The organism is Rhodococcus rhodochrous (assembly GCF_014854695.1).
Classification (GTDB): domain Bacteria; phylum Actinomycetota; class Actinomycetes; order Mycobacteriales; family Mycobacteriaceae; genus Rhodococcus.
The window spans coordinates 1944528-1956695 of sequence record NZ_CP027557.1 but is presented as its reverse complement, the minus strand read 5'-3'; the positions used below and the strand labels follow the sequence as shown (position 1 = coordinate 1956695).

Annotated in this window: 7 protein-coding genes and 1 tRNA gene; 6 read left to right on the top strand and 2 right to left on the bottom strand. The window is 67.6% G+C overall.

Features of this window, described 5'->3' with window-relative positions; translation table 11 throughout:
• Positions 1 to 17 precede the first annotated feature (17 nt).
• A tRNA-Sec gene (locus tag C6Y44_RS09075) sits at positions 18 to 112 on the bottom strand.
• 58 nt (positions 113 to 170) lie between these two features.
• Between C6Y44_RS09075 and selD the strand changes: the two genes are divergently transcribed.
• The 5 genes from selD to C6Y44_RS09045 all read left to right on the top strand — a co-directional run bounded on the left by selD (position 171) and on the right by C6Y44_RS09045 (position 7909).
• Positions 171 to 1193 (top strand): selenide, water dikinase SelD, encoded by a 1023-nt coding sequence (selD, locus tag C6Y44_RS09070; protein ID WP_159418657.1) that lies wholly within the window; start codon positions 171 to 173, stop codon positions 1191 to 1193.
• Between the two features lie 103 nt (positions 1194 to 1296).
• The gene (gene fdh, locus C6Y44_RS09060) at positions 1297 to 4641 is read left to right on the top strand and encodes a formate dehydrogenase (protein WP_225623766.1); all 3345 of its coding nucleotides are present in this window, start codon (positions 1297 to 1299) and stop codon (positions 4639 to 4641) included.
• Positions 4638 to 5552, top strand: coding sequence for a 4Fe-4S dicluster domain-containing protein (locus tag C6Y44_RS09055; protein ID WP_159418660.1), 915 nt, complete (start codon positions 4638 to 4640; stop codon positions 5550 to 5552). Before fdh ends, C6Y44_RS09055 begins: the two co-directional genes overlap by 4 nt.
• A complete protein-coding gene (gene nrfD / locus C6Y44_RS09050; protein ID WP_159418661.1) occupies positions 5552 to 6571 on the top strand; it encodes an NrfD/PsrC family molybdoenzyme membrane anchor subunit in 1020 nt (339 codons plus the stop codon). Before C6Y44_RS09055 ends, nrfD begins: the two co-directional genes overlap by 1 nt.
• Before the next feature lie 33 nt (positions 6572 to 6604).
• Entirely contained in the window at positions 6605 to 7909 is a 1305-nt protein-coding gene (locus tag C6Y44_RS09045) for an L-lactate MFS transporter (RefSeq protein WP_159418662.1), read from the top strand.
• Positions 7910 to 7931: 22 nt separating this feature from the next.
• On the opposite strand, the gene C6Y44_RS09040 is transcribed toward C6Y44_RS09045, so the two are convergent.
• Complete coding sequence (locus tag C6Y44_RS09040; RefSeq protein ID WP_225623765.1) at positions 7932 to 10316, bottom strand: ATP-binding protein; 2385 nt, start codon at positions 10314 to 10316, stop codon at positions 7932 to 7934.
• A gap of 177 nt (positions 10317 to 10493) precedes the next feature.
• Between C6Y44_RS09040 and C6Y44_RS09035 the strand changes: the two genes are divergently transcribed.
• The gene (locus C6Y44_RS09035) at positions 10494 to 12137 is read left to right on the top strand and encodes a flavin-containing monooxygenase (protein ID WP_159418663.1); all 1644 of its coding nucleotides are present in this window, start codon (positions 10494 to 10496) and stop codon (positions 12135 to 12137) included.
• Positions 12138 to 12168: the final 31 nt, after the last annotated feature.

The following is a 12168-nucleotide window of genomic DNA, read 5'->3' as shown; positions in this document are numbered from 1 at the left end:
CGGTCGACGAAAACATTTGGCGGAGGCGGACGGGAATCGAACCCGCCCAGCCCAGATACTGGGCCACAACGGTTTTGAAGACCGCGACCGTCACCAGACGAGAACCACCTCCGCGCTCACCCTAACCGAAGTCGGGCCCTCGGTTACGACTCGCCCGTATGTTTGGGTTCATGACCGCACACGTCGACCTTCCCGAGGGCGCCATCCGACTCACCCAGTACGCCGCCGGCGGCGGTTGCGCATGCAAGGTTCCGCCGGGTGAACTCGAACGGGTGCTCGGCGGTCTGCAGGGTGGACGGGCCGCCGGCGAACTGTTGGTGGGCGTGGAGAACGGCGACGACGGTGCCGCGGTCCGGATCGAACCAACGCCCGACGGGAGTGGCCGGGCCGTCATCGTGACGGCCGACTTCTTCACCCCGGTCGTCGACGACGCCTACGACTGGGGACGGATCGCCGCCACCAACGCCATGTCCGACGTCTACGCGATGGGTGGCACGCCGATCATCGCGGTCAACCTCCTGGGCTGGCCGCGCGAACTCATCCCGTTCGAACTCGCCGCCGAGGTGATGCGCGGTGGCGCCGACGCGTGCGCCGAGGCGGGTGCTCATCTCGCCGGCGGGCACAGCATCGACGACCGGGAGCCGAAGTACGGGCTGGCCGTGACCGGTCTGGGCGATCCGGATCGCCTGCTGCGCAACGACGCTGCCACGCCCGGCCTGCCCCTGACTCTCACCAAGCCGCTCGGTCTCGGCATCCTGAACAACCGGCACAAGGCCACCGGCGAGCGTTTCGAGGAAGCGGTCGCGGTGATGACGACTCTCAACCGCGAGGCGGCGCAACTCGCGCACGAGGCCGGTGTCCGAGCCGCCACCGACGTCACCGGTTTCGGTCTGCTCGGGCACCTGATGAAGATGATGCGGGCCAGCGGTACGACCGCCGTGATCGACTCCGCGGCCGTGCCGTACGTCGCCGGGGCGCGGGAGTCGCTCGCGGAGGGATTCGTCCCCGGCGGGAGCCGGCGCAATCTCGACTGGGTACGCGACGCGGTCGACTCCGAGGTGGACGACGACGAACTGCTCCTGCTCGCCGACGCCCAGACGTCCGGCGGTCTGCTGGTCGTCGGTGAGCTGCCCGGCCATCCGGTCATCGGCGAGGTGGTCCCCGCGGACGAACACGCGATCCGGGTGCGCTGACCCCGTTCATCGTCGGACATGCCGACACACCTGCACCGGATTAACCGGCACGAACCGGGGGTAGACGGTAGCTTCGGAACGAGAGCGCAGGAAAGGAGCACCGATGGCGGAGAAGGACACGTCCCTCCCCTGGCCCGTCCTGCGCCAGTTCCTCGGCAAGGATCTGCTCGGGCGCGGCAAGGCCGCACGGTCCCGTCGTACCGAGGAGATCGAACCGCGCACCTCCACCGCCGATCGTGTCGCCCGCAGCGTGTGCCCCTACTGCGCTGTCGGATGCGGACAGAAGATCTTCGTCAAGGACGAACAGGTCGTCCAGATCGAAGGCGATCCCGACAGCCCGGTGAACCGCGGGCGACTGTGCCCCAAGGGTTCGGCGAGCAAGAACCTCGTCACCAGCGAGCTGCGCGAAACCCGGGTCCGCTACCGCCGGCCCTACGGCACCGAATGGGAAGACCTCGATCTCGACACGGCCATGGAGATGGTCGTCGACCGCGTGCTGAAGACCCGCCGCGAGACCTGGCAGGAGTTCGACGACAAGGGCCACCGTGTCCGGCGCACGATGGGTATCGCCAGCCTCGGCGGTGCCACGCTGGACAACGAAGAGAATTACCTCATCAAGAAGCTGTTCACAGCGATGGGGGCGGTCCAGATCGAGAATCAGGCCCGCATATGACACTCCGCCACCGTCCCCGGTCTGGGGACCAGCTTCGGACGCGGCGGCGCCACCGGCTATACGGCCGACCTTGCAAACGCTGACTGCATCATCATCCAGGGTTCCAACATGGCCGAGGCCCACCCGGTGGGCTTCCAGTGGGTCGTGGAGGCCCAGAAGCGTGGTGCCCGCGTCATCCACATCGATCCGCGCTTCACCCGTACCAGCGCAGTGGCGGACAAGCACGTCCCGATCCGGGTAGGCAGCGACATCGCCTTCCTCGGAGGCATCGTCAACTACGTCCTGAGCAACGAGCTGGACTTCCGCGAGTACGTGGTCAACTACACGAACGCCGCGGTGCTCGTCAGCGACAAGTTCGAGGACACCGACGATCTCGACGGGCTCTTCTCGGGCTTCGACCCCGAGAAGCGGACCTACGATCCGACGAGCTGGCAGTACGACGTGGAGGACGAATCCGGCGACCTGCACAAGTCGCAGGCCAACGGCTCCGACGAGCACGCCGAGCATCGGGAGACCGCCGCGGGTTTGCAGAACGAGTCCCACGGCATGCAGACGTCGAGTCATCCGAGGCGCGACGAGACGCTGCAGCACCCGCGGTGCGTCTACCAGGTGCTCAAGCGGCACTTCGCCCGCTACACCCCCGAGGTGGTCGAGCAGGTGTGCGGCGTCTCGCAGGAGGACTTCCTCGACGTCTGCCGCGCGTGGACCGAGAACTCCGGCCGGGAGCGGACGACGGCGCTCGTCTACAGCGTGGGCTGGACCCAGCACAGTGTCGGTGTGCAGTACATCCGCACCGGCGCGATCCTGCAGCTGCTGCTCGGCAACATGGGCCGCCCCGGCGGAGGCATCATGGCGCTGCGTGGTCACGCCAGCATCCAGGGCTCGACCGACATCCCGACGCTGTTCAACCTGTTGCCCGGCTACCTGCCGATGCCCGACGCGAACAAGCACCACTCGTTCACGGACTGGGTCGACAGCGTGCGCAACCCGGGCAGCAAGGGTTTCTGGTCGAAGGCCGACGCCTACGCGGTGAACCTGCTCAAGGCCTACTGGGGCGACGCGGCGACCGCCGACAACGACTACTGCTTCGACTACATGCCGAAGATCACCGGCGACCACGGCACCTACCGTTCGGTGCTCGACATGATCGACGGAAAGGTCAAGGGCTACTTCCTCCTCGGGCAGAACCCGGCCGTCGGCTCCGCCCACGGGCGCGCCCAGCGGCTCGGGATGGCTAACCTCGACTGGCTCGTGGTGCGCGACCTGTTCGAGATCGAGAGCGCCAACTTCTGGAAGGACTCCCCGGAAATCGAGACCGGTGAGATCGTGACCGAGGAGTGCCCCACCGAGGTGTTCCTCTTCCCGGCGGCCTCCTACGCCGAGAAGGAAGGCACCTTCACGCAGACCCAACGGATGCTGCAGTGGCGGGAGAAGGCCGTCGAACCACCGGAGGACTGCCGCTCGGAACTGTGGTTCTTCTACCACCTCGGCCGCATGATGCGGGAGCGTCTGGCCGAGTCGACCGACGAGCGCGACCGGCCGCTGCTCGACCTGGCGTGGGACTACCCCGTGCACGGCGAGTACGACGAGCCCAGTGCCGACGCGGTGCTCATGGAGATCAACGGCTACGACGTCGCGACCCGCCGGCCGCTGTCGTCGTTCACCGAGATGAAGAACGACGGCTCCACCCTCGGTGGCTGCTGGATCTACACCGGGGTCTACGCCGACGGCGTCAACCAGGCCAACCGGCGCAAGTCCCGGCACGAGCAGTCGTTCGTGGCTCCAGAGTGGGGCTGGGCGTGGCCGATGAACCGCCGCATTCTCTACAACCGGGCCTCCGCCGACCCCGAGGGCCGGCCGTGGAGCGAACGCAAGGCCTACGTGTGGTGGGACGACGACGCGCAGCAGTGGACGGGTGCGGATGTTCCGGACTTCGAGAAGACGAAGCCGCCGAGCTACCGCTCCCCCGAAGGCGCCGACGGTGTCGAGGCGCTCGAAGGGATCGACCCGTTCATCATGCAGGGCGACGGCAAAGGCGCCCTCTACGTGCCGCAGGGGCTCGTCGACGGTCCGATGCCGACGCACTACGAACCGGTGGAGTCGCCGTTCCGCAACCCGCTCTACGCGCAGCAGGCCAACCCGACGCGCAAGGAGTACCGCCGCGACGACAACCCGATGAACCCCTCACCGCCCGAGGACCACGTCGACGTGTTCCCCTTCGTGTTCACGACGAGCCGCCTCACCGAGCACCACACCGCGGGCGGGATGAGCCGCTATCTCGAACATCTCGCCGAACTGCAACCGGAGATGTTCGTGGAGGTCTCCCCTGCCCTGGCGGCCGAACGCGGACTCGAGCACATGGGCTGGTGCCACGTCGTCACCGCCCGCTCCGCGATCGAGGGCCGGGTGCTGGTGACCGAGCGGTTGCGCCCGCTGAAGGTGGAGGGACGGACCGTCCACCAGGTGTGGATGCCCTATCACTGGGGCAGCGGCGGCATGGTGACCGGCGACTCGACCAACGATCTGTTCGGCATCACGTTGGACCCCAACGTGCTCATCCAGGAGACCAAGGTCGGTACGTGCGACGTCCGGGCAGGACGCCGACCGTCCGGAACGGCACTGCGGGAGTACGTCGAGGGATATGCGCGGCGGGCGGGGGTAACCGATCACGTGTACCCACCCATCGTGACCGTCCCGGACGGCGATACGGCCTCGGACGACCCCCGTGCCCCGGAGGCCTCGGACGACCCACGTGCCCCGGAGGAGGACGAGTGACCGGCCCCAACAGCTTCTTCGGACCGATCGACCCGGCACCCGATGCCGGGTACGAGGATCCGCCGGCTCGCAAGGGCTTCTTCACCGACACCAGTGTGTGCATCGGGTGCAAGGCCTGCGAGGTGGCCTGCAAGGAGTGGAACGACGTCCCCGAGAACGCCTTCGCGATGCTCGGTACCTCGTACGACAACAGTCATTCGCTCAACGCCAACCAGTGGCGGCACGTCGCCTTCATCGAGCGCCCTGCGGAGTCGAAACCCCCGGTCTCGCTGGGGATGCCGACCGTCGGCGCGACCCCGACGGAACTTCCGGAGGAGGAGAAGCCGGACTTCCGCTGGTTGATGTCCTCGGACGTGTGCAAGCACTGCACCCACGCGGCGTGCCTCGACGTGTGCCCGACCGGGTCGCTGTTCCGCAGCGAGTTCGGCACGGTGGTCGTGCAGGACGACATCTGCAACGGCTGCGGATACTGCGTGGCCGCCTGCCCGTACGGCGTCATCGACCGCCGCAAGGGTCCGGAGGGCGACCCGAAGGTCGGTATCGCCCAGAAGTGCACGCTGTGCTACGACCGGCTCACCGACGGCCAGACCCCGTCCTGCGCGCAGGCGTGCCCCACGGAGTCGATCCAGTACGGCGACGTCGAGGAACTGCGCGCTCGCGCCGAGGAACGGCTGGCTGCCCTGCACGAGCGCGGCGTGAGCGAGGCACGGCTCTACGGCAACGATCCCGAGGACGGGGTCGGCGGGACCGGCGCCTTCTTCCTGCTCCTCGACGAACCGGAGGTCTACGGCCTGCCGCCGGATCCGGTGGTGACGACCAAGGATCTGCCGGAGATGTGGACCCGCGCCGCCGTGGCAGCGGTCGCGATGCTGGCGGGCGCCGCCGCGTCCTTCCTGAGGAGGAGGCGCTGATGACCCAGGTGCAGCACGGCGGCAGCCCCGGCAACCCCCGCCGGTCCGGAGGTGGTCGCGGCGGCGACCGGGTGATGGTGCCGGAGGCCGACTTCGAGTCCTATTACGGACGCCAGATCGTGAAACCGGCTCCGTGGGAACACGACATCGCGATCTATCTGTTCACCGGCGGCGTGGCCGCAGGCAGTTCGCTGCTCGCTGCGGGTGCCGATCTCACGGGGCGGCCCGCCCTCCGTCGCGTCGCCCGATTCGGTTCGCTCACATCGCTGCTCGTCAGTGTCGGTGCGCTGGTCCACGATCTCGGCAAACCGAGCCGCTTCCTCAACATGCTGCGGGTCGCCAAACCGACCTCCCCGATGTCGGTCGGGACGTGGATCCTGTCGCTGCACGGTCCGTTCGCGGGCGTCGCGGCGGTCGCGGAGATCGCCGAGATCCTCCCCGCCCGATGGAAGCGCGGACCGGTGCGCCTGCTGCTCGCCCTCGGCCGGCCCGCCGGGATCGTGGGTGCGCTGACGGCACCGCCGGTCGCCGCCTACACCGGAGTCCTGTTGTCCGACACCGCAACCCCTGCCTGGCACTCCGCCTACAAGGAAATCCCCTTCGTGTTCTGTGGGTCGGCGGCGGCCGCATCGGGTGGTCTCGGACTGCTGGGTGCGCCGGTCGCCGAGGCCGGGCCAGCGCGCGCCTTCGCCGTCGGCGGTGCGCTCGTCGAACTCGCGACCGAGCAGCAGATGGAGAAGTCGATGGGCCTGTCGGCCGAGACGCTCCACCAGGGCCGCCCCGGGCGATTGATGAAGGCCAGTAAGGCATTGACGGTGGCCGGCGCGCTCGGCGCACTCGTCGGCCGCCGCAATCGGATGGTGTCGGCAGTGTCCGGTGCCGCACTCATGGTCGGTTCGCTGTGCACGCGAGTCGGAGTCTACGAGGCCGGCATCGCGTCGGCGAAGGATCCCAAGTACACCGTCGTTCCCCAGCGTGAACGAGTCGATCGCGGGGAACCCGTTCGTTACCGCAGCTGAGATCCGGCTCGCGGGCAGGACGAAGGAGAACGCATGGACTCCGGCAAGCCCACGCGCGAACCACACGGCGACGCCGCGACGGCACAGCCTCCGGGCAGCTTCCGCTGGCTCCTCGTCGCCGGGGGTCTGTTGCTGCAGTTCTCGATCGGCGCGGTCTACGCGTGGTCGGTCTTCGGCGGAGCCCTCGAGAGCGCCGACTCCTGGCAACTGAGCACGGTCCGGGCCTCACTGCCGTTCACCGTCACCATCGGCATGATCTTCATCGGCACCTATCTCGGTGGCCGACTGCAGGACCTGAAAGGTCCCCGGGTCGTCGCGTTGATCGGCGGCATCATCTACGCACTCGGCATCCTCCTCGCCTCGTTCACCGACGGAGCCGACGACTACTGGCTGCTCATCCTCGGGTACGGCATCATCAGCGGTTTCGGGCTGGGCTTCGCGTACATCGTCCCGATCGCCATGCTGCAGAAGTGGTTCCCCGACAAGACCGGTCTCATCACCGGACTCGCGGTGGGCGGCTTCGGGTTCGGCGCCGTGCTCACCTCGCCGGTCGCGCAGTGGCTCATCGACCGGAATCCGGACGATCCCACGAGCGCCTTCCTGCCCTTGGGTATCGCCTACCTCGTGATGTCGCTGGCCGGTGCGGCACTCTTCCGCAACCCGCCCGAGGGGTACACCGTGCCGGGCTTCGACCCCGTCGGCCGCGACGGCGGCGGAGCGGACCGCGGCAAGGAGTACACCCAGGGCGAGGCCCTCCGCACGCCCCAGTGGTACCTCCTGACCGCCATCCTCACCCTGTGCGTGACCGCCGGCATCTCCCTGATCTCGCAGGCGAAGCCGAGTGCGTCCGACATCGCCGGTTTCAGCGCCTCCGGCGCGGCGGCCCTCGTGGGCGTGCTCGCGATCTTCAACGGCGCCGGCCGGATCGTGTGGGCGGCGATCTCCGACCGCATCGGCCGGATGAAGACCTTCACTGCCCTGTTGGTACTGCAGGGCGTGTGCCTGATCGTGCTGCCGCATGCCACCGGCGTGGTGTTGTTCTCGATCCTGGCCGCGATCATCTATCTCTGCTACGGCGGCGCATTCGGCACCATGCCCGCCAGTGCGGGCGACTTCTTCGGGGTCCGCAACGCCGGCGCCATCTACGGCCTGATGCTCATCGGGTGGAGCATCGGCGGCATCATCGGTCCGATCATCGCGTCCACGCTCCTCGGTGACGACAAGGCCTACACCCTCGCCTACACCACCATCGGCATCATCGCGCTCGTATCGGTCGTGCTCACGATGATCACGAAGGTACCCGCAGCACGCCGGGAGTCGGCCTCGGCCCGGTCCTGATCCGGATCGCCGCCCTGCTCGCTCACACTCGGGGCGCTTCGTGGCCGTGCAACCACGAGACGACCTGTGTGCGGGAGTGCACGCCGAGTTTGTCGAGTATCCGTTCGACGTGACCGTCGACGGTCCGGCGTGAGATCACGAGCCGGTCGGCGATCGCGCGATTGCTCAGACCTCCGGCGACGAGTCCCGCGATCTCCTGCTCCCTCTTCGTCAGTGGGGATGTCCGGGAGGCGGACTCGCCTCCACCGCGGTGCCGCCGTTCGGAGACCGGAGCACGCGAGGCCCGTCTCCCCGAGGACTTCCTCGGCTCCAGCGCGCTGTCCACGAGATCGACGATGGTCGTGCCGGACTGCGGGTGAGGCGATCCGACGGAGTCCGTCTCGCCCACCTTGTCCCGGAGGCGACGTTCCGCTGCGATCGAGTCCTGCTCGATATGCGGTCCGAATGCTGCGATCGTCGTACCGAGGAGCTGCCACACCGTCCGTGCGGCCCCGAACAGCCGTGCCGCCTTCTCCGGATCGTCTTCGGCGCCCGCCGACCAGGCCAGCAACTCGAGCGACAGCGCCGTGCAGATCTTGTCCTCGAAGTCGCGCTGTACGGCCAGGGCACCGTTCGCCGCGTCGACCGCGGAGTCGAGGCGCCCGAGACGGAAATGGGCGAGTCCCGAGACCCACAGCGCATAGGCTTTGTTCCACCGCTCGCCGTGCTGATCCGCCATCTCGACGACACGAGCGCACGTCTCCAGGGCGTCGTCGAGTCGCCCGTCGTAGGTCTGCGCCATCGCCAGCTGGAACAGGCAGGTCAGGTGGGCGGCGTGGTCGCCGTGCGCACGATGCACCCGGGCCGCACGGAGGTAGAGGTCGATCGCCTCGGCCGTCGCCCCGCAGAACAGTGCGTGCAGAGCGCTCCAGTGATCGCAATGAGCCCGCAACCGTACGTCGCCGGATTCGTCTGCGATCGAACGACACTCGTCGAGGTGGACCGCCGCTCCGTCGCGATCTCCCTGGATGAGAGCCGTCCACGCGGTCACCCACAGCACGTTGCCGCGCTCGCTGCTCGAGAGCGGAAGTCGTTGCAGGAGTCGTTCGAGCCGGGCCCGCCCGGTGGACAGGTAGCCGCCCGCGATCCAGTGATAGCGCAGCGCGACGGCGAGTGCCGCCCCCGTGGCGAGTTCGTCGTCGTTCCGGATCGACCGGTCGAGCGCGGCCATGAAATCCGCGTGGTCGGCGCGCATCGACGACAGCAGGGCGGATTGTCTCGGCCCGTACCAGCTCTCGGCGCAGCGGCGGGCACGGTCGAGATAGTGCTCGCAATGCCGCCGGTACAGCTGCTCGCGTTCCCCGCGGGCGTCGAGCAGTTCGTGTCCGTACTCGCGCACGGTCACCAATTGCGAGTATCTCAACACCGACGACGAACGATCGACACCCACAAGCGATTTCGCGATCAATCTGTCGAGCAGGTCGATGACCTGCTCGCTCGGCAGATCGTCGTCGGCGCAGACGGTCTCCGCGGCTTCGAGGTCGAAACTGCCGGTGAACACCGACAACCGCGCCCACAGCGTCCGCTCGGCGTCGGAGCACAGTTCGTAGCTCCAGTCGATCAGGGCGCGCAACGTCTGCTGCCGTGGCACCGCCACGCGACTGCCTCCGGTGAGCAGTGCGAAACGACGATCGAGTCGGTCGACGAGTTGTGCCGGAGACAACGAACGCAGCCGGGTGGCCGCGAGTTCGAGAGCGAGCGGCACGCCGTCGAGCGCGATGCACAGTTGCGCCACGGCATCGGCATTGTCATCGGTCACCTCGAAGTCCGGGACCACCTGCCGAGCCCGTTCCGCAAGCAGACCCACCGCTTCGAACCGCTCGAGATCGGCCGCCCGGTTCCCCGTCGATCCCTCCGGTGTCGTCAGAGGTGGAAGCACATACTCCGTCTCCCCTGCCACCGCGAGCGGCTCACGACTCGTTGCGAGGATCCGCACCTCCGGTGCATCACCGAGGACGGCAGCGACGAAGTCGGCCACGGTCGCGATCAGGTGTTCGCAGTTGTCGACCACGATCAGCATGTGCTGGTCGCGGAGACGATCGATGATCTTGTCCATCACGGGTCTGGTGGACTGGTCGGTCACGCCCAGAGCGGCCGCCGCAGCCGAGGGAACGGACTCCGGATCCCGCACCACCGCCAGATCGATCCAGCGGAACGAATCACGGAACGCCCGCGAGGTACGCACCGCCAGTTCCTCGGCCACCCGGGTCTTCCCCACTCCGCCCGGACCGAGGATCGTCAGCAGCCGGGTCCGCTGGAGACACGACCGGGCCTCGTCGATCTCGCGACGGCGACCGACGAAGGTCGTCACCGAACGGGTGGGCCCCGCGGTGCGGGGTGGTGCAGATTCCGACAGGGCAGATTCCATCGTCACGCTTCTCAGAGATAGTGGGCCCAACATACCCGGGTGGTCGTGTGACGGCCAACACAGGTATCGAATGGGGTAATTCACCCCGAGTCCATGAGTGTGATCCACGTCATCGTCGATGCAGACCTTCGGTTCACCCGCCGGAGCCACATCCCCGATACCGAGGAGCCAGGACAGATGACCACTTCCTCCATCACCCCCGACACCGACGTCGTCGTCGTAGGAGCCGGTTTCGCCGGCCTGTACGCGCTGCACAGATTGCGCGACCGGATGAACATGTCCGTGCGGGTCTTCGAGGCCGGCGACGATGTGGGTGGCACCTGGTACTGGAACCGCTATCCCGGCGCCCGCTGCGACATCGAGTCGATCCACTACTCGTACTCGTTCGACGAGGACCTGCAGCAGGAATGGCAGTGGAGCGAGAAGTTCGCCGGGCAACCGGAGATCCTCCGCTACCTGAACCATGTGGCCGATCGCTTCGATCTTCGGAAGACGATCACGTTCGGCACGCGGGTGATCGGTGTGCATTGGGACGACGACAATTCGTGGTGGACGGTCCGTACCGACACCGGCGAGACCGTGACGGCCCGGTGGTTCATCTCCGGCGCCGGCAACCTCTCGGTCCCCAAGAAGCCCGAGTTCGGAGGCATCGACAACTTCCGCGGACAGGTGCTGCTGACCGGTAACTGGCCGCACGAACCCGTCGACTTCACCGGCAGGCGCGTCGCGATCATCGGCACCGGCGCCAGTGGGATCCAGGCAATCCCTCTGATCGCGCAACAGGCCGCGGAACTGGTGGTCTTCCAGCGCACACCGCAGTTCGCCACCCCACTCGGGAACGGCCCGCTCGACCCGCAGGTGCTCGACGACGCCAAGAAGGTCTACCCCGAACTGCGAGAGGCCGCACGCAACCACTTCCTGGGTGTTCCGTTCGACCAGGTGCAGCCGTCGGCGCTCGCCGTCGATGCCGAGGAGCGTCGGCGGGTGTTCGACGAACGCTGGAACGCGGGCGGGTTCCGCCTGTTCATCGACAGCTTCCAGGACATCCTCTTCGACAGGAAGGCCAACGACACCGCCGCCGAGTACATCCGCGAACGGATCCGCGAGCGGGTGCAGGACCCTGCCACGGCAGACACGCTCGCACCCCGAGGCTACGCCTACGCCACGAAACGTCCCCCGCTCGAGACGAACTACTACGAGGCCTACAACCGCGACAATGTGCACCTCGTCGACGTGAAGAGCACCCCGATCAGCGAGATCACCGAAACCGGTGTGCGCGTCGGCGATCACACCTACGAGGTCGACACCATCGTGCTCGCGACCGGCTTCGACGCGATGACCGGACCGCTCATGGCCATGGACATCCGCGGCCGCAACGGTGTGCGCCTGGCCGACAGGTGGGCACACGGGCCGCGCACCTATCTCGGCATCATGAGCAACGAGTTCCCCAACCTGTTCACGATCACCGGACCGCAGTCGCCCTCGGTGCTCTACAACATGCCGCTGGCGATCGAGGACCACGTCGATTTCGCGACCGACGCGATCGCGTACCTGCGCGCACACGATCTCGACGTCATCGAACCCACCCCCGACGCCGAAGCCGACTGGGTGCGCACCACCACCGAGATCGCCGAGCAGACGCTGCTGCCGCAGACCGACTCGTGGTACATGGGCGCGAACATCCCCGGCAAACCGCGTGCCTGCATGGTCTACCTCGGTGGTGCCCCGACCTACCGGCAGGTCTGCGCCGAGGTTGTCGAAGGCGGTTACGTCGGCTTCGACCTCGCCCCCGCACGAGCCACCGTCCCGGCCGCCTCGTAGAGCACCGAATTCCCCCACCTCCCGGAAGGAA

What these genes read in the sequence shown, in the direction of transcription:
- C6Y44_RS09040 (WP_225623765.1), bottom strand. Translation starts at nt 10,316, where the DNA reads ATGGAATCTGCCCTGTCGGAATCTGCACCACCCCGCACCGCGGGGCCC.
- selD (WP_159418657.1), top strand. Translation starts at nt 171, where the DNA reads ATGACCGCACACGTCGACCTTCCCGAGGGCGCCATCCGACTCACCCAG.
- nrfD (WP_159418661.1), top strand. Translation starts at nt 5,552, where the DNA reads ATGACCCAGGTGCAGCACGGCGGCAGCCCCGGCAACCCCCGCCGGTCC.
- C6Y44_RS09045 (WP_159418662.1), top strand. Translation starts at nt 6,605, where the DNA reads ATGGACTCCGGCAAGCCCACGCGCGAACCACACGGCGACGCCGCGACG.
- C6Y44_RS09035 (WP_159418663.1), top strand. Translation starts at nt 10,494, where the DNA reads ATGACCACTTCCTCCATCACCCCCGACACCGACGTCGTCGTCGTAGGA.